Annotated in this window: 11 protein-coding genes and 1 pseudogene; 9 read left to right on the top strand and 3 right to left on the bottom strand. The window is 63.0% G+C overall.

Annotated elements, in window-relative coordinates; all coding sequences use genetic code 11:
* The first annotated feature begins 128 nt into the window (after positions 1-128).
* The 3 genes from R6254_RS14020 to pbpC are packed head-to-tail and all read left to right on the top strand — an operon-like array spanning position 129 to position 8699.
* Positions 129-6137 carry an alpha-2-macroglobulin family protein gene (locus R6254_RS14020; protein WP_412103173.1) on the top strand — a complete coding sequence of 2003 codons (6009 nt, stop codon included), beginning with the start codon at positions 129-131 and terminating at the stop codon, positions 6135-6137.
* Positions 6138-6150: 13 nt separating this feature from the next.
* On the top strand, positions 6151-6465 hold the full coding sequence (locus R6254_RS14015; protein WP_318407663.1) for a hypothetical protein: 315 nt from the start codon (positions 6151-6153) through the stop codon (positions 6463-6465).
* 5 nt (positions 6466-6470) lie between these two features.
* Positions 6471-8699 (top strand): penicillin-binding protein 1C, encoded by a 2229-nt coding sequence (pbpC, locus tag R6254_RS14010; RefSeq protein WP_412103172.1) that lies wholly within the window; start codon positions 6471-6473, stop codon positions 8697-8699.
* Between the two features lie 37 nt (positions 8700-8736).
* Here the strand turns inward: pbpC and R6254_RS14005 are convergent, their stop codons facing one another.
* Complete coding sequence (locus tag R6254_RS14005) at positions 8737-9846, bottom strand: hypothetical protein (RefSeq protein ID WP_318407662.1); 1110 nt, start codon at positions 9844-9846, stop codon at positions 8737-8739.
* Between the two features lie 171 nt (positions 9847-10017).
* Between R6254_RS14005 and R6254_RS14000 the strand changes: the two genes are divergently transcribed.
* From R6254_RS14000 to R6254_RS13985, 4 genes are all read left to right on the top strand, one after another.
* The gene (locus tag R6254_RS14000; RefSeq protein WP_318407660.1) at positions 10018-10905 is read left to right on the top strand and encodes a LysR family transcriptional regulator; all 888 of its coding nucleotides are present in this window, start codon (positions 10018-10020) and stop codon (positions 10903-10905) included.
* 124 nt (positions 10906-11029) lie between these two features.
* Positions 11030-12184 carry a mandelate racemase/muconate lactonizing enzyme family protein gene (locus tag R6254_RS13995; RefSeq protein WP_318407659.1) on the top strand — a complete coding sequence of 385 codons (1155 nt, stop codon included), beginning with the start codon at positions 11030-11032 and terminating at the stop codon, positions 12182-12184.
* Between the two features lie 52 nt (positions 12185-12236).
* Positions 12237-13226, top strand: a complete 990-nt coding sequence (locus tag R6254_RS13990) for a Bug family tripartite tricarboxylate transporter substrate binding protein (protein ID WP_318407657.1) — start codon at positions 12237-12239, stop codon at positions 13224-13226.
* 355 nt (positions 13227-13581) lie between these two features.
* Complete coding sequence (locus R6254_RS13985; RefSeq protein WP_318407656.1) at positions 13582-14730, top strand: alpha-hydroxy acid oxidase; 1149 nt, start codon at positions 13582-13584, stop codon at positions 14728-14730.
* A 17-nt stretch (positions 14731-14747) separates the two neighbouring features.
* On the opposite strand, the gene R6254_RS13980 is transcribed toward R6254_RS13985, so the two are convergent.
* A complete protein-coding gene (locus R6254_RS13980; RefSeq protein WP_318407655.1) occupies positions 14748-15269 on the bottom strand; it encodes a GNAT family N-acetyltransferase in 522 nt (173 codons plus the stop codon).
* 209 nt (positions 15270-15478) lie between these two features.
* On the opposite strand from R6254_RS13980, the gene R6254_RS13975 reads away from it, so the two are divergent.
* Positions 15479-16708 carry an MFS transporter gene (locus R6254_RS13975; RefSeq protein WP_318407878.1) on the top strand — a complete coding sequence of 410 codons (1230 nt, stop codon included), beginning with the start codon at positions 15479-15481 and terminating at the stop codon, positions 16706-16708.
* 16 nt (positions 16709-16724) lie between these two features.
* On the opposite strand, the gene R6254_RS13970 is transcribed toward R6254_RS13975, so the two are convergent.
* Positions 16725-17252 (bottom strand): Bug family tripartite tricarboxylate transporter substrate binding protein, encoded by a 528-nt coding sequence (locus tag R6254_RS13970; RefSeq protein ID WP_318407653.1) that lies wholly within the window; start codon positions 17250-17252, stop codon positions 16725-16727.
* Between R6254_RS13970 and R6254_RS13965 the strand changes: the two are divergent.
* Positions 17167-18281 (top strand): annotated as a pseudogene (locus R6254_RS13965) (IS4 family transposase). The gene R6254_RS13970 and the pseudogene R6254_RS13965 overlap by 86 nt on opposite strands.
* The last annotated feature ends 60 nt before the right edge of the window (positions 18282-18341 follow it).

Here is an 18341-nt window from a genome sequence, read left to right as displayed (position 1 = left end):
CAAAACGAGTGATCGGCTCTGGCCGTCGGTGTTCGCGGCTGATCTTGCTGCGGTTCGCCTTTTTTCATGATTCACGGGTTAGGCCGCTTGCAAATCGGCTACGCTTTGCCTCCTAACAGGGAGGAAACGTGGCCTTATCCATAACAAAAACAATTGCTGTCCTGATTGCCGCCAGCGCTTTGCAGGCGCAGGCCTTGCAAATTATCAGTGTGTCGCCCCAAGGTGAAGTCGCCCGCGTGCGCCAGGTCGTGGCCAAGTTTGACGAAGCAGCCGTCAACTTTGGCGACCCCAAAGCCCCGGCCCCGCTCAACCTCAGTTGCAGCGACGCCCAGGCCACCAAAGGCTCGGGCCGCTGGATCAGCGAACGCGAATGGGCGTTTGAATTCGAGAACGACTTGCCACCCGGCGTGACTTGTTCACTCCATGCGGTGCCCACCTTCAAGTCGCCCAAAAGCCAGCCCCTGGCCGGCAGCAGCAGCTATAAGTTCAACACCGGCGGCCCCTTCATCCAGAACCTGCGCCCCGGGACTTACCAGCGTATTGACGAGGAACAGTATTTCCTGTTGCAGCTCAATGGCCCCGCCACGCTTCAAAGCATCCAGGACAAGGTCTGGTGCGCGCTCGAAGACCTGGGCGAACGTGTCCCGGTCAAGCTGATTGAAGGCCAGGAACGCGAGGCGCTGCTCAAATCGCAAAACCTGGACAAGGCCGCGGCCAAAGACCCGCTGCGTTTCGTCACCCTGGCCTGCAACCGGCGTCTGACACCGGCCAGCAAGGTGCAACTGGTGTACGGCAAAGGTGTGAGCACGCCCAGCGGTGTGCCCAACAGCGTAGAAAAACGCTACAACTTCCAGGTGCGCGAACCGTTTTCAGCCAGCTTCAACTGCGAACGCGAAAACGCCCAATCCGCCTGCCTGCCGATTCGGCCCATGAGCTTGAACTTCAACGCGCCCGTGCCGCGCAAGCTGGCGGAAGCGATCCGCCTGAAATCGGGCTCGGACACGCTGAAACCGGTGTTTGATGCCGAAAGCGGTGACGCCTCGGACGTGGTCAGCAACATCAGCTTCAAACCGCTGTTTGCGGAATCCACGCCCTACCTACTGGAACTGCCCAGGAACTTCAAGGACGCATCGGGCCGCACGCTGCGCAATGCCGACAGTTTTCCGCTGAAAGTGGCGACCGGCGCCATGCCGCCATTGGCCAAGTTTGCCGCCTCACCCTTTGGCATCGTCGAACGGTTTGCCGAACCCAACACAAAACCCGGCGACCCGGCCCTGCTGCCGGTCACCCTGCGCAATGTGGAAACCGCCTTGCAGGTCAAAGGGCTGGCGCCTGCCTCAGCCGGCAAGGTCAGCGACCTGCAGCCCAAAACTGACGCCGACATCATCGCCTGGTTCCGCAAGGTGCAGCGTTATGACGGCTACCAGGTGTCCCGCAAGATGGCGGCGGCCGAGCTCAAGGGCACGCTGCCAAACAGCCTGGACCAACAGGACAAGGACTATGTGCAATCACGCATGTTGTCGCTGCTGGCCGGCCAGGCCGGGGTGAAAACACTGGACCTGCCCCAACCTGCCAGCGGCGACCCGCGCCCGTTTGAAGTGGTCGGTATTCCACTGTCACCAGGCTTTCATGTGGTGGAGATTGCCTCGAAAAAACTCGGCAACTCCCTGCTGGACGAGCGTCACGGCGCCAACCGGACCATGTATGTGCGCACCTCCGCGCTGGTCACCAACCTGGGTGTGCATTTCAAGCTGGGCCGCGAGAATTCGCTGGCCTGGGTCACCACCCTCGACAAAGGTACGCCCGTGGCCGGTGCCACCGTGCGTATCTCCAGTTGCAGCGGCACCGAGCTGGCCAAGGCCGTCACCAATGCGCAAGGCATTGCGAATTTCAGCGGTCTTGCGTCCGATCCGCCTCGCTGTTCCGGCGAAGACTACAACAGTGCCTACTTTGTCAGTGCGCGCGTGCGCAGCGCAGGGCCGCCCCAAGCAAGCACAGCCCCCTCGGGGGGCAGTGCATTACGCGAAGCGAAAAGCGTGGGGGCCGAAGAAGACTTGGCCTTCACCTGGAGCGACTGGCACAAAGGCATAGAACCCTGGCGCTTCAATGTGCCGACCAGCCGCGACCCGCGGCCCGATGAACGCGCGCACACGATTTTTGACCGCACGTTATTTCGCGCCGGTGAAACCGTGTCCATGAAACACATTTTTCGCACCGAGACCAGCCAAGGTTTTGGCCTGGCTGAGCTTGCCCCTGCCACGCTGATCGTGACACACGTGGGTAGCGGCCAGCAATATACCCAGCCGATGAGCTGGCGCAAGACCGCCACCGGCGGCCAGAGCGCGGAAAACACCTTTGCTATCCCACCCGCAGCCAAACTCGGCGTTTACGAGGTGCAGCTCAAGGGCAGTGGCGAGCGGTCGCGAACTTTTGGCAGCGGAGAATTCCGCGTCGAAGAGTTCCGCCTGCCGGTGCTGGAAGGCCGTATCCAGCCGACGGAGAAAAAAGCCCTGATCAACGTGAAGGCGGTGCCCACCGAGGTGCAGATCAACTACGTTGCCGGTGGCGGCGCCGTCAATCTGCCGGTGCGTGTGTCGGCGCTGGTGCGTGGCAAAACCCTGAACTACAGCGATTACGAAGAATTCAATTTTTCGCCGCCACGGGCCAAACGCGGCGAAAGCGCTGAAGGTGAAGAGGAAAACACCGCCTCACAAAACCAGCGCGTGATCGCCGACAAGCTGCCGCTCACGCTCGATAAAAACGGCGCCGGCAAGGTCAGCATCGCCGACGTTCCCATCGCCAAACAGCCGCAGGAGTTGTTGCTGGAAGCCAGCTACGCCGACCCGAATGGCGAGGTGCAAACGATTCGCAGCGTCTCCACCTTGTGGCCGGCCGCCGTGGTCGCCGGCATCAAGACCGAAGGTTGGGTGTCGAGCAGCCAGAAGATCAAGTTCCAGGCGCTGGCGCTTGATTTGAGCGGCAAGGCCGCGGCTGATGTGTCCCTCGACGTGAAGGCCGTGGCGCGTATCGTCACCACCAGCCGCAAACGCATGGTGGGCGGCTTTTACACCTACGACAACAAGACCGAAACCAAAGACCTCCGCAGCGTCTGCAGCGGCAAGAGTGACGCGCGCGGCCTGTTGTTGTGCGAAACCAAGCTCGGTGAGCCGGGCGAGGTCGAACTGATCGTGACGGCCAAGGACAAGGACGGCAACACCATCCAGGCCGCCAGTTCGGTGTATGTCACCAAGCAGGGTGAACTCTGGTTTGGCGGCGAAGACCATGACCGCATGGACGTGTTGCCCGAAAAGAAAAGTTACCAGCCCGGCGAAATCGCCAAATTCCAGGTGCGTATGCCCTTCCGTTTTGCCACCGCCCTGGTGGCCATTGAACGCGAAGGCATCATCGAGACGCAGGTGGTGCAACTCAACGGTCAGGACCCCACCATCCAGCTGAAGATCAAGGACGGCTGGGGTCCGAATGTGTATGTGAGTGTGCTGGCCTTGCGCGGCCGGCTGCGTGAAGTGCCCTGGTACAGCTTTTTCACCTGGGGATTCAAAGCTCCGCGCGAGTGGTGGACCTCCTTCTGGTACGAGGGCCGCGAATACGTGGCGCCCACCGCACTGGTCGATCTGAGTAAACCCGCTTTCCGCCTGGGGCTGGCGGAAATCCGTGTCGGCACCAAAGCCCACCAGCTCGATGTGAGCGTGAAAACCGACAAGGAAAGTTACCCGGTGCGTGGGCAAGCCAAGGTCACCATCACCGTCAAACTGCCCAACGGCCAACCGGCCGCCAATGCCGAGGTGGCGCTGGCCGCGGTCGACCAGGCGCTGCTGGAACTGATGCCCAATGACAGCTGGAACCTGCTCGACGCCATGTTGCAGCGCCGCGCCTGGGGCGTGGAGACCTCGACCGCACAAATGGAAATCATTGGCCGCCGGCACTACGGGCGCAAGGCCGTGCCGGCCGGCGGTGGCGGCGGGCGCAGCAATACGCGTGAGCTGCTGGACACCCTGCTGCTGTGGAACCCCAAGGTGCAGCTCGATGCCAAAGGCCAGGCCCAAGTGACCGTGCCGCTCAACGATGCGCTGACGACCTTCAAGATCGTAGCAGTGGCCGATAGCGGCACCAGCCTCTTCGGCACTGGCCAGACGTCTATCAAGGCCACGCAGGACCTGCAGATCATCAGCGGCCTGCCACCGCTGGTGCGTGAGGATGACCAGTTCCGTGCCCAGATCACGCTAAGAAACACGACCAACACCGCGATGAAGGTCGAGGTCAGCCCGCGCGCCACCCTGCTCGACCTGAAACCGCAGACGGTGGACATTCCGGCCGGCGAAGCACGCGAAGTGGCCTGGATGGTCACAGCACCGGCGCAACTGGCATTGAGCCGTGCGGAAGCCATCCTGTGGGAGATCGAGGCCAAGGACACGATTAGCGGCGCACGCGACGGCCTCAAGGCGCGCCAGCGCATCATCCCCGCCGTGCCGCTCACGGTGCAGCAGGCGACGCTGGTGCAGGTCGATGGCTCATTCACACTCGACGTGAACCTGCCGGCCGATGCCTTGCCCGGCCGTGGCGGCCTGAAGATGTCGCTGCAGCCCAAACTGGCCGAGGGCATGGACGGCGTGCGTGACTGGTGGGCCAACTACCCGTTTGCCTGCCTGGAACAAAAAACCAGCAAGGCTGTCGGCCTGCGCGACGGCAAGCTCTGGCAGACCGTCATCAGCCAGATCCCGACCTACCTCGACAGCGACGGCCTGGCCAACTACTTCCCGCCACGTGATGGCGAAGCCGCGCGCGGCAGCGATGCCCTCACGGCCTACCTGCTGGCCGCCACACATGACGCAGCCAGCATCAACCCCGCGTTTGCCTTGCCGGATGAGGTGCGCGCGCCCATGGAGCGCGGCCTGATCGCCTTTGTGGAAGGCCGCATCCAGCGCGAGTTCTGGAGCCCGCGCAAGGACCTGGATGTCCGTAAGCTGGCCGCCATCGAGGCCCTCTCGCGTTACGGCAAGGCCCAGGGCCGGATGCTTGGCAGCTTGACGATTGCGCCGAATCAGTGGCCCACGCACGCCGTGATCGACTGGCTCAACATCCTCAAACGTGTCGCCGACGTGCCGCAGCGCGAGCAGCGGCTGGCCGAGGCCAACCAGGTCTTGCGCTCACGCTTGTCCTTCCAGGGCACCAAGCTGATCTTCAGCACCGAAAAAGACGATTACTGGTGGTGGCTGATGGTCAACGGTGACGTCAACACCGCACGCCTGATGCTGGCCGTGATGGATGACCCGACCTGGAAAGACGACATGGGACGGCTGGCCAACGGCTTTATCGGCCGCCAGCAAAAAGGCGCCTGGCACACCACCACGGCCAACCTCTGGGGCGGCCTGGCGCTGGACAAGTTCTCGGCCAAGTTTGAAGCCACGCCGGTGGCTGGTGTGACCAAAGCCACTCTCGCAGCAGCCTCGGCCAGCGTGGACTGGAACAAGGTGGAGCGCATCAAACCAACGGACGCCTTAGGTGCACCCAACCAGACGACCTTCTTCGGTGCGCCGACGTCGCCCGGCAACCTGCGCAACAACAGCATGTTTTTGCCGTGGACCAGTCCAGGCAAGGACACGCTGACGGTGACGCAGCAGGGCATGGGCAAGCCGTGGCTGACCTTGCAATCAATAGCTGCCATCCAGCTGAAAGCGCCTTTCAACGCCGGCTACCAGATCAAGAAATCCATCACCCCGGTGGAGCAGGCCGTGAAAGGTATCTACACACGCGGCGATGTGATTCGTATCACGTTGGAAGTCAACGCCAGCGCCGACATGACCTGGGTGGCGATCACCGACCCGGTGCCCGGCGGCGCCACGATTCTGGGTGGTGGCCTGGGCCGCGACTCCGAAATCGCCACCAGCGGCGAGAAAAAATCCGGCGCGGGCTGGCCAGCGTTTGAAGAACGCAGCTTCGAAGCCTTCCGCAGTTATTACGACTACCTGCCCAAGGGCGTGGTGAAAATGGAGTACACGGTGCGCCTGAACAACGTCGGCGACTTCGCCTTGCCGCCCAGCCGGGTGGAAGCGCTCTACGCCCCCGAGATGTTTGGCGAAGCGCCGAATGCGCGGGTGAAGGTGGAGGCGGCGAAGTGAAGGCGGCCACCCCATGAACACCCGGCTCATAGGCCGCATCGGCCAGGTGATAGCCGTCCTCGGCGTCGGCATGAGCTTCTTCAGCGCCCAAGCTTATGGCGGGGCCATCAACTGCCGGGGCTGGAACCAGATCACTTGCTTTTTCCACGCTATCTTCTGGCTGCTAGGAAGCCAGGTGGTGGCGGCGCCGCTCCAGTGGATAAGCGTGAAGAACACACAGGGTACGGCAAGAGTCCTGACTGTCCTGGGCGCGACGATCAGCACGCTGGTGGTGATAGGTCTAGGCGCGACCTGGCTGTCTTTTCACCTCGCCATTCAACACCCCTGAGCCTCATGACATTTCCCCGTGGCATCGCCTTAAAACCCCTGCTGCTGGCAGCCCTGTTCATGGCTGCCCCGGCAGTGTTCGCTGCGGCCACATTTGATGAAGTAAGACGCGAATTTCGTCCCTCCGACACGCTGATTCTGGATCGCGACGGCGAAGTCATCCAGCGCCTGCGCCTGGACGCCACGGTGCGGCGCGGCCAGTGGGTGGCGCTGCCCGATGTGTCGCCGGCCTTGCGCACGGCGTTGGTGCTCAGCGAGGACAAACGTTTTTACGAACACAGCGGTGTCGACTGGCGCGCTGTCTCGGCTGCCGCCTGGGGCAATTTGTGGAACACCAAAACCCGCGGCGCCTCCACCCTGAGCATGCAACTGGCCGGTTTGCTGGACGAGGACTGGCGCGCCAGTGCCGGCGGCCGCAGCTTGACACAAAAAATCGGCCAAACCGTGTCGGCCCAAGTGCTGGAGACGCGCTGGCGCAAGGACCAGATCCTGGAGGCTTACCTCAACCTCGTGCCTTTTCGCGGCGAGATTGTCGGCATCGATGCGCTGAGTCGCACCTTGTTCGGCAAGGCCGCACACGGGCTGGATGAACGCGAGGCCGCCGTCGCCGCCGCGCTGGTGCGTGCGCCCAATGCCAAGGTGGCGCAAGTGACACAACGCGCCTGCGGTGTGCTCAAAATCATGCAAGCCCCGGCCAAGGCCGACTGCGACGGTCTGGACATGTTCGCCAGCGCCGCTTTGCAGCGCAAGGCCTTCGACAGCAGCGAAGGCGTGGCACCGCACCTGGCGCGGCAACTGGTGCGCCATACATCTGCGGGGCCAGCAGGCAAAGCAGCCACCTTGCCCTCCACCGTGCGTGCGCCCCTGCAACGTTTTGCGGTGCAAACCCTGAACCAGCATCTGCGCGAACTGCGCGGCCGCCATGTCGAAGACGGCGCCATCGTGGTGCTGGACAACGCCACCGGCGAGGTGTTGGCCTGGGTCGGCTCATCCGGTGAACTCAGTGCTGCGGCCGAAGTTGATGGGGTGCTGGCGCTGCGCCAGCCGGGCTCCACACTCAAACCTTTTTTGTATGCGCAGGCGATTGCCGAGCGGCGCATCACCGCCGCCTCGCTGCTCGAAGATTCCTCCTCGCAGATACAAACGGCGGGCGGGCTCTACATTCCGCAAAACTATGACCGCCAGTTCAAGGGCCTGGTGTCGGCACGCACCGCACTCGGCGCATCGCTCAATGTGCCGGCTGTGCGCACGCTGGTGATGGTCTCGCCCGATGCCTTTCACAAACAGCTCAAGGAGGCCGGTTTGCCCCTGAAAGAATCGGGCGACTACTACGGCTACAGCCTGGCGCTGGGCAGCAGCGAGGTGTCGCTGCTGGCGCTGACCAATAGCTACCGCACGCTGGCCAATGGCGGGCGCTTCAGTTCCACCTCGCTCAGCCGAAACACCAAACCCGTGTTCACGCCGGCGATTGACGCCCGCGCGGCCTTCATCGTCACCGACATCCTGGCCGACCCACTGGCGCGCGCCCGCACCTTTGGCACCGACAGCGTGCTGGCCACACGCTTCTGGAGCGCCGTCAAAACCGGCACCAGCAAGGACATGCGCGACAACTGGGCGCTAGGGTTTTCGCAGCGTTACACCGTCGGCGTCTGGGTCGGCAACGCCAGCGGCGCGCCCATGTGGGACGTCAGCGGCACCAGCGGCGCCGCGCCCATCTGGGCCGCGCTGATGAAGCACCTGCACCAAACCGAAGCCAGCCGTGCGCCCGCGCCGCCCGCCGGCGTGGTGCAAAACGCCATCCGGTTTGGCGCGCAGGCCGGCGCCCCCCTGGAAGCGGCACGCCAGGAATGGTTTATCCGGGGTACGGAACAAACCCTGTTCGCTATGAATTCAGGAGCTGATAGCGCTCATCCCGAAAGGGCTAAAGGCCCAAAAAGCTTAAGAGATTCGACCCCGGCGCCTGACACGCCGGCGCGTATCACTGCCCCCGCCTCCGGCACCATCATTGCGCTGGACCCGGACATTCCGCCCAGCCACCAGCGCGTGAGCTTCAGCGCTCAAGGCCGCGACCTGCGTTGGCGGATGGACGGCAAGCCGTTGGCACGCGGTGCGCAAGCCCAGTGGTTGCCCTGGCCGGGCAAACATGTGGTGCAACTGGTGGATGCCGGCGGCCAGGTACTCGATGAAATCCGGTTGGAAGTGCGCGGTGCGGGTGTGAAGCCGGACAAGCGCTGAACCATCCCCTGGAACAAGCCCCTCTGGGCCCGATCACTCAGTGGGCGCTCAGTGCGTTAGCCAGTAGCGCGCACAACTCGGGCAGTTCCCCGTCATCGACAGCGCTCAATTCAAGGCCGATGCGGCCCTGCGCCACGCGGTGCGGCGCCACAGCCACGACCGGGTCACCGCTGCGCAGCAGCTCCAGCACACGCGCCGCGTCGACGCCAGTCACCGCCACATCGATCAGGAGCGACAGCCGATCGAACCCGTTGCCTTGGGGGTCGGGTATGCGTTGCACGGTCACGCCCGGCCATCGGCCTGCCGACGCAGCCACCACGTCGACCTTGCGCTGCTGAGCTGCGCGCCAGGCGGTGACCGGCAAGCTGTCGCGTAACTGAAGCGCCGTCAGCACACCGGCCAGCGCCTCTTTCGTTGGTTTCATGCCCCGCCCAATACCGCCGTGCTGCGCATCCAGCGCTGCAACCAGGTCCGCACGGCCCAGCACCAGGCCGGCTGTGGGGCTACGCAGGTACTTCTGCCCGCTGAGCAGCAACAAATCGGCACCACCGGCGACCAGTTCCTGCACGCGCCAGTCCTGGGCGGCGGCATCCAGCACCAGGGGCACGCCGGCCGCACGCGCCAACGCCAGCAGTTCACCCGTGGTAACCGGCCCCGAGCCGTCGGCCAGATGCGACTCGACTGCCAGCACGCAACATGCCGTGCCGAGCGCCAGTTCAGCGGCCACGTCCACCAGCGTTTCGCACGGCTCGGCTTGCGCCCCCGCCAGCCGCACCGCCTGGGTGATCACCTGGCCGTAATGCACCTGCTGGGCAGCAAGCATCACCACGCGATGGCGCATGCCGCTGTTGTCGGGCAGTTGCGCCACACGCCCGGCATCGGCGCCCGCCATACACGCAGCCACGGCCAGCGTGACGGCTGCCGCGCTGCAATGCGTCACGCAAGCCGACTCCGCGCCACTCCAGGTCGCCAGTTCGCGCCCCACGAGCGCCTGCAAATCGGCCAACACCACATGGCGCTGCAGCATCTGCGCCACGGCGTCGGCCACGGCAGCGTCGCTACGCGAGACGCCGTAAGGCGTGGGTGTCCCCCAAGCGTTGATGACACGTTTCAGGGCCGGTGGCGTGGAAGGGATGAAGGCTGGCATGAAAAAATTCTGAGATTGTGCGCCCGCAAACAAATTTCTTCAAACTGGGCACCCTGCAAAGCGTGCCCCAAGCCCAGGCACACGGGTCTGAAAATGCGCAGCGCCAACTTAAAAATGACACAAGACCCGCCGCGTTAAAGGCTAACGCTAGCCACACCGCACAATCACGGCATGAACACACCCATCGACCTCATCACCCTGCGCGTGGTTGTCACCGCGGCCGACCTGGGCTCCATCAGCGCGGCCAGCGACCGCCTGCAACTGGCGGTGGCCGCCGCCAGCGTGCGTATCACGGCGCTGGAAGACACCCTGGGTTTCCGCGTGTTCGAACGTTCACCGCGCGGCGTGCAGTTAACCCCGGCCGGCCACATGCTGGTGCAGCGCAGCCGCGAACTGCTGACCGGCGCCGACCGGCTGGCCATGGACTTGCATGACTACAGCCACGGCCTGCAAGGCCATGTGCGTGTGTTGGCCAATTCTTCCGCCTTGCTGGAAGTGCTGCCTGGCCTGCTGGAGACCTTTGCACGCACCCACCCGCTGATACGCATAGACCTGGAAGAACGCGGCAGCCCCGACATTCCGCTGGCACTGCTTGAAGGCCGTGCCGACCTCGGCATCGTGGACCTGGTCCATGCGCCCCAGGGCATCACCTTGGCGGACTTTTTCAGCGACACGCTGGTGCTGGTCACACCGGCCAAGCACCGGCTGGCCAACGCCAGGCGGGTGGCGCTGAAAGACCTGCTGGACGAGGATTTCATCACCTTGTCGGACGGCACCGCCCTGTCCAACCGGCTGATGGCTTCGGCGGCAGAAGTCGGCAAACCAATTCACATTCGTATGCGCATGCGGGGTTTCGACGCGGTCTGCCGCATGGTGGCCGCCGGCCTGGGTGTCGGTGTGTTGCCGCTGGAGGCGGTGGCGCCGCAACTGGCTTTCCTGCCGCTGAAAGCCGTGCGCCTGAGCGATCCTTGGGCCAGACGCACACACCGGCTCGCCACACGCAGCGGCGTTGCGCCCTCACCCGCCACCCGCACCTTGATCACTGAGCTCACCGCTTAGGCGAACCCCAGAGCTTTCGCCATCCGCGAAAGCCGCCTTACGCCGGCATGCTTGCCGCTCAAGCAGGGCTTTTCTAGACTGGCCAGCACACCCCAACAGGGCCGTACACGGCCACGGAGACACCATGAAGATCACACGCGTCAGCGCCACACCGCTGAACCTGCCGGTATCGGTCAGCATTTCGGGCCGCACCACAACCACCTCACTCTCGGTCTGCCTGGTCGACATCGAAACCGACACCGGCTTGATTGGCACCGGCATGACGGCCATCACCGAAGAAGAAGTGATTGGAAGCATCGTCAACGACATCGCCGCACCGCATCTGATCGGGCTGGACCCGATGCGCCATGAACAACTCTGGGACAAGCTTTACTGGCTGCTCACACCGCGCGGCCAATCGGGTTATGGCAGCCATGCCATGGCCGCGCTGGACCTGGCCTTGTGGGACTTGAAAGGCAAGGCACTGAACCAGCCCTGCTGGCGCCTGCTGGGCGGCGCGCGCCACCAGGTACCGGTCTACGCCACCTTCGGCTTCGCATTTTTCGACCGCGAGGAACTGGCCGAGGCCGCCAAAAGCTGGGTGGCACGCGGCTTCAAGCGGCTGAAGATGACGGTTGGCCACCACGGCCTGCAGCGTCGCGACGAACCGCGGCCGCTGGACGAGGTGATTGCCGAAGACGTGCAACGTATACGCGCCGTGCGCGAAGCCGTCGGGCCTGATGTGCAGATCTACATCGATGCGAATTGCAGCCTGGACTACTTCCACGCCCTGTCGCTGGCCCAACGTGTCGAGCCTTATGGCATCAGCTTCTTCGAAGAGCCGGTGTCGCACAACGACATTCCCAATCTGGCCAAGTTGCGCGCCAAAACCTCCATCCCGCTGGCAGCCGGACAAAACGAAGGCCTGGCCAGCCGTTTCCGCGACATGCTGGTCGCCCAGGCGGTCGATGTGGTGCAGCCCAACGCCTGTATCAGCGGCGGCTTCACGCAGTGCCAGCGCATCGCCGGCATGGCGGCGGCTTTCAACACCCGTTTTGCCAACGGCGGCGCCTGGCCGCACCACAACATGCACCTGCATGCCGGGCTGGCCAACGGCTCTCTGGTGGAGTACCACTCGGTCGCCGTGGAATGCTGCAAGCTGGTGTTTGACGGCCTGCCCGAGCCGAAAGCCGGGGTGCTAACCTTGCCCGAAGCACCGGGCCTGGGTTTTGTGCCCAACCGCGAACGGATTGCCGAGCTGGCCCAGCGACCGCTGTCACGCGGCATCGGCAAGGCTTGATGCCAAAGGGCCGTTAGAGCCGCATCGCTATCAAAAATAATTGGAGACAACCATGATTCACGCGTTTTCCACCCTGCGCCGCCGCAGTGCCGTGCTGGCCGGCCTGGCCACCCTCTTCACCCTGGCCAGCGGCGCTGCCCAGGCCCAGGCCTACCCGAACAAACCCATACGCCTGCTGGTCGGCTATTCGGCTGGCGGCGGTGTGGATGCGATGGCACGTCTGTTGGCGCCGCGCCTATCGGCCTTGCTGGGCCAGCAGATTGTGGTGGACAACCGCGCGGGTGCCGCCGGCCTGATCGCCGGCGACGCGACGGCCAGAGCCACCCCAGATGGTTACACGCTGATGTTGGGCGACAGCTCGCTGCTGATCGCGCAACACCTGCAGCCGCGCATGAGTTTTGATCCGGTCAAAAGTTTCACGCCGGTAGCCGGTCTGTTCACGCTGCCACTGGTGATCGTCGTCGGCAACGACTTTCCGGCCAAGACGCCCAAGGAGTTTGTGGCGCTGCTCAAGGCCAACCCGGGCAAATACTCGTATGCCACCTCTGGCGTGGGCACGGTGCACCACCTGGGGTTTGAAATGCTCAAGGGCCAAACTGGCGCTTACGTGGTGCATATTCCCTACCGCGGCGCGGCGCAAATCGCGTCCGACGTGATCGGCAAACAAGTGCCCATCGGTGTGGTCAGCGCGACCTTGGCCATTGCTCAGGCCAAGGCCGGCAAGCTGCGCGCGATCGCCATCATGAACCCCGTGAAGCTGGCCGGTGGCGAAGACATTGCACCGCTGGCGGATGCGTTGCCCGGCTTTGACGCCGCACCACGCCTGTATCTGCTGGCGCCTGCCGGCACGCCGGCCGCGATTATCGAGCGCCTCAGCGAGGCCACCCGCAGCGTGATGGCCGCACCCGACATGGCACAGGCCGCCGCTCTGCAAGGCGCGGTGCCGGCCTTTATGGCCGCCGGACCGCTGGCCACCGACATTCCGCGTGAATCGGCGCAATGGGGCAAGGTCGTGCGCGAGCAGAAAATTTCCGCCGACTGAGCAAATTTCCGACGACTCCCAAATTTTTTCAAACCGCATCAGGGCAAACTCGTTAGGATGACGCCCTAAGAGCCTGTTTACGATTTATAAGGGGTCGCGCAAGTGGATATTCGGGATGGGCTGCAAGGCGTAAAACCCAAGGCAAGGCTGGTGGCCTTGTCTGGTTTTGCAACGCGGCAGACCGCCCGAAGATCCACTTGCCCTTCGGGTTGGGACGAAATCGGGCGATTTGCCCACCAAATCCCTTGCATGGGCCGGGGCCCCATGCGGCGAGATGTTGGCAAGCAACTCATCCCGATTGCGCCCCAACGCGACCCCTTATAAATCGTAAGCAGACTCTAAGAAGAAAGCCCCCATGCCCGTGATCACCACCATTGAAGACCTGCGCGTTCTGGCGCAAAAACGCGTACCCCGCATGTTCTACGACTACGCCGACTCCGGCGCGTGGACAGAAAGCACTTACCGCGCCAACGAAAGCGACTTCCAGACCATCAAGCTGCGCCAACGCGTGGCGGTCAACATGGAAAACCGCAGCACCGCCACCCAGATGATTGGCCAGAACGTGGCCATGCCGGTCGCCATCGCGCCCACCGGCCTGACCGGCATGCAACACGCCGATGGAGAAATCCACGGCGCACGTGCCGCCAAAAAATTCGGCATCCCGTTCACGCTGTCGACCATGAGCATCTGCTCGATCGAAGACGTGTCCACGGCCACCGACCGCCACCCCTTCTGGTTCCAGCTCTATGTGATGAAGGACCGTGCCTTCATCGAAAGCCTGATCGACCGCGCCAAGGCCGCCAACTGCTCGGCCCTGGTGCTGACGCTGGATTTGCAAATCCTCGGCCAGCGCCACAAAGATCTCAAAAACGGTTTGTCGGCTCCGCCCAAATTGACGGTCGCCAACATCCTGAACCTGATGACCAAGCCGCGCTGGTGTTTAGGCATGCTGGGCACGCCGCGCCGGCAGTTCGGCAACATCGTCGGTCACGTCAAGGGGGTGGAGAACATGGGCTCGCTGGCCGAATGGACAGCCAAGCAGTTTGACCCGGCCCTGAACTGGGGCGATGTGGAGTGGATCAAAAAACGCTGGGGCGGCAAGCTGATCCTCAAGGGCATCCAGGACGTGGAAGACGCGAAGCTGGCGGTCGACTCAGGCGCTGACGCGCTGATTGTGTCCAACCACGGCGGGCGCCAGCTCGACGGCGCCGAGTCCTCGATACGTGCCTTGCCGCAGATTGTGGACGCGGTCGGTAGCCAGATCGAAGTCCACATGGACGGCGGCATACGCAGCGGCCAGGACGTGCTCAAGGCACGTGCGCTGGGCGCCCAGGGCACCTACATCGGCCGCTCTTTCCTCTACGGTCTGGGCGCCATGGGCGAAGAAGGCGTGAGCAAGGCGCTGCAGATCATCCACAAGGAGCTGGACCTGACCATGGCGTTTTGCGGCCACACCAACATCAACACGGTGGACAAACGCATCCTGCTGCCGGGCACGTTCTAAACCCGGTCAACGCTGAGCTACAGGCGGCGCGCCGCGAAGGCCGCGTGGTAATGCACCACGCCCTGGGCCAGATGCGCGCCAAACGGCAAGGCCAGAAAATAATCGGGTGGCACACCGTCCAGAACCAAGGCCGGCTGATGGGTAAAGCCGAAACGGCCGTAATAGGCCGGCTCCCCCAGCACCACACAACCGTGGGCGCCGTCGGCTTGTAGTCGGGTCAAACCTTCGGCGATCAAGGCCGTGCCCACACCCCGGCCCTGGCAGGTGGGCAACACCGACACCGGGCCCAGGCCGTACCAGTCGGGGCTGCCATCGGCGATACCCACCGGCGAAAACGCCAGATGGCCGATCACCACCCCCTTCTGCTCCGCGACCAGCGACAGGCTCAACACGCCGGCCTCGCGCAAGGCATCAACAATAAATTGCTCGGTCTGCAAGCTGTGTGGATGACACTGGAACGCCGCCGCCGTCAGGCTAAAAATCGCCTCGACATCGGCCGCTTTTTCTGAACGAATGATGAGACGGTCTTCAGCAGGCACGGGGCAAACTCCGGTGGTTGGAGGGGCGGAGACACCTACATTTGATCTCAATTTCGGCCAAGCGCATAATGGTTAACCCTTAAATAAAAAAGCATTTCTTCCGCAGTCCTGGCTAGCGGAACATGTTGAGGACGCTGGGCACGGCTTCTCCTGGGCCGCCGCTGCAGACCACGCCGACATGGCCGGAATGCAAGAACAAGGCCTTGGCCATGAGCACCACACCTCTTCACAGCGCTGAAGAGCGCCGCAAACGGATTTTCGCCATTGTGGGCGCCTCGTCCGGCAATCTGGTGGAATGGTTCGACTTCTATGTGTATGCCTTCTGTGCCATCTATTTCGCGCCGGCCTTTTTCCCCTCCAGCGACCCGACCACGCAGTTGCTGAACACCGCCGGCGTGTTTGCCGCCGGTTTTTTGATGCGCCCGATTGGCGGCTGGCTGTTTGGCCGGATTGCCGACAAACACGGCCGCAAAAATTCCATGCTGATCTCGGTGACCATGATGTGCGCCGGCTCGCTGGTCATCGCCTGCCTGCCCACCTACGCCAGCAGCAGCAGCGCCTGGGCCCCGGCGCTGCTGCTGCTGGCGCGCCTGTTCCAGGGCCTGTCGGTGGGTGGCGAATACGGCACCACCGCGACCTATATGAGCGAAGTGGCGCTGCAAGGCCAGCGCGGATTTTTCTCCTCCTTCCAGTACGTTACGCTGATAGGCGGGCAGTTGCTGGCCGTGCTGGTGGTGGTGATCCTGCAGTTTGTGCTGAGTGAAGACGAGTTGCGCACCTGGGGCTGGCGCATTCCTTTTGTGATCGGCGCGATGGCTGCCGTGATCGCCCTGTTCCTGCGCCGCTCACTGGAAGAAACCACCACCGCCGCCTCGCGCGCCAACAAGGAAGCCGGCAGCTCGCTGATTTTCTACACCTTCACCACCTACATGCAGAAGTACCTGGTCAACTCGGCCGGTATGTCGGTCAAAACCGCCAGCGGCATCATGACCTTCGCGCTGTTTGCCTACATGCTGATGCAGCCCTTCTTCGGCATCTTGTCCGACCGCATCGGCCGGCGCGCCTCCATGTTGTGGTTTGGCGGCCTGGGCACCTTGTGCACCGTGCCCATCCTGATGACCTTGCAAAACGTGACCAACCCCGTCGTGGCTTTTTTGCTGATCATCCTGGCCCTGGCCATCGTGAGTTTTTACACCTCCATCAGCGGCCTGGTCAAAGCCGAAATGTTTCCGGCCGAAGTACGCGCCCTGGGTGTCGGCCTGGCCTATGCCGTGGCCAATGCGCTGTTTGGCGGCTCGGCCGAATACGTGGCCCTGGGCCTCAAATCACTGGGCCATGAGCAGGCGTTTTACTGGTACGTGACCGGCATGATGGTGATCGCCTTTTTGGTCGCCTTCCGCCTGCCGCGCGAAGCCCGTTACCTGCAGCACGAACGCTGAGCGGCCGGACACCCGCTCAATCGAGCGAGAGCTGGCGCTCGCGAATCAGCTTGTGCCAGAACGCCGTTTCGTTCTGCACGAAGCGGGCCAGATGCGGGCCGTCAGAGGGCGTCACCTCCAGGCCGAACTCTTCCAGCCTGGCCTTGATCTCGGGCACCATGATGAACTTTTGCATTTCTGCCGACAGCCGCTCCACGATGTCCGCCGGCGTGCCCTTGGGCACATACAAACCTTGCCAGGCCACGGCCTCGAACTTGGGCAAACCGGATTCCGCCAGGGTCGGCACATCGGGCAATGAGGCAATCCGTTTAGGCAACAGCACGGCCAGCGCGCGTACCTTGCCGGCGCGAATCTGGGCCAAGCCACCGGCGGTATCCACCACCATCATGGGTAGCTGCCCACTCATCACATCCTGGATCGCCATGGCCGTGCTGCGGTAGGGTACGTGCACGATATAGCTGGCGCGGCTGATCCAGAAAGCGATTTTCGAAAAGACCGGCCTGACCTGCTCCGTCGGCGTGGCACCCAACAAACTGCTGGCCAAGATGGCCAGCGAGTTCAACAAGCCCAATGGGATTTCCGTCATTCACGAAGCCGACCTGCAGGAAAAAATCTGGCCGCTGCATGTACGCAAGATCAACGGCATAGGTCCCAAGGCCGGCGAGAAGCTGGCCAAGCTGTACGTTCAGACCATCGGCGAGCTGGCCGCGCAGGATCCTCAATGGCTGGTGGCCCACTTCGGCAAGGCCACCGGCGCCTGGATGCATGAAGTCGCCTGGGGCCGCGACGACAGCCCGGTGCTCACCGAAAGCGAGCCCGTCAGCATGAGCCGCGAAACCACCTTCGAGCGCGACCTGCATGCAGTGCGCGACAAAGCTGCACTGGGCGCCATTCCCAGCTTCATTCACATCAGCAACGGCAAGCTGGGCGATGTCAATGTGCTCGATATTCTGCCCGTCGAAGCCGGGGCCTTCTACATCATGGATCGGGGCTATCTGGACTTCGCAAGGCTGTACACGCTGCGTCAGCGAGGGGCCTTCTTCGTCCCCCGAGCGAAGTCCAATTTCAATGCCCGACGGTGACCCCGGCCAAGGTTGACAAGGCCACTGGCGTGGTGTGCGATCAGATGGGTGCACTCAATGGCTACAAGAGCGCGCGCGACTATCCCGAGCATCTGCGCCGGGTGCGGTTCAAAGATCCCAAGACCGGCAAGACGCCGGTGTTCCTGACCAACAACACGACGCTGCCTGCACCGGTCATCGCGCAGCTTTACAAGAATCGCTGGCAGATGGAATTGTTCTTCAAGTGGGTCAAGCAGCATTTGCGGATCAAGAAATTCCTGGGTACCAGCGAGAACGCGGTGAAGACGCAGGTCTGGTGCGCCATCGCCAGCTATGTGCTCATCGCAATCGTCAAAAAAGAACTTCGCCTGGATGCCTCGCTCTACACTTGCCTACAGACTTTGTCTGTCTCGGTTTTTGAGAAAACCCTGATTTCATGCGCCTTGCAGGCCGATGACTACAAAATTCAACCACCACCCGACGCTAACCAATTGATTTTGTTTGGGTTTTGACCGGACACTACTGATGTAATGAAATGCAAAGGACGGGAGCATCCGGCCGCAGATGCGGCC

The sequence above is a fragment of the Polaromonas potterensis genome (assembly GCF_033446725.1).
GTDB lineage: Bacteria > Pseudomonadota > Gammaproteobacteria > Burkholderiales > Burkholderiaceae_C > Polaromonas.
The sequence above is the reverse complement of the archived record's forward strand: the minus strand, read 5'-3'. Positions and strand labels throughout refer to the sequence as shown.

Excerpts from the sequence above, each read along its gene's own strand:
- R6254_RS14015 (WP_318407663.1), top strand. The coding sequence starts at position 6,151 with ATGAACACCCGGCTCATAGGCCGCATCGGCCAGGTGATAGCCGTCCTC.
- pbpC (WP_412103172.1), top strand. The coding sequence starts at position 6,471 with ATGACATTTCCCCGTGGCATCGCCTTAAAACCCCTGCTGCTGGCAGCC.
- R6254_RS14005 (WP_318407662.1), bottom strand. The coding sequence starts at position 9,846 with ATGCCAGCCTTCATCCCTTCCACGCCACCGGCCCTGAAACGTGTCATC.
- R6254_RS14000 (WP_318407660.1), top strand. The coding sequence starts at position 10,018 with ATGAACACACCCATCGACCTCATCACCCTGCGCGTGGTTGTCACCGCG.
- R6254_RS13995 (WP_318407659.1), top strand. The coding sequence starts at position 11,030 with ATGAAGATCACACGCGTCAGCGCCACACCGCTGAACCTGCCGGTATCG.
- R6254_RS13990 (WP_318407657.1), top strand. The coding sequence starts at position 12,237 with ATGATTCACGCGTTTTCCACCCTGCGCCGCCGCAGTGCCGTGCTGGCC.
- R6254_RS13985 (WP_318407656.1), top strand. The coding sequence starts at position 13,582 with ATGCCCGTGATCACCACCATTGAAGACCTGCGCGTTCTGGCGCAAAAA.
- R6254_RS13975 (WP_318407878.1), top strand. The coding sequence starts at position 15,479 with ATGAGCACCACACCTCTTCACAGCGCTGAAGAGCGCCGCAAACGGATT.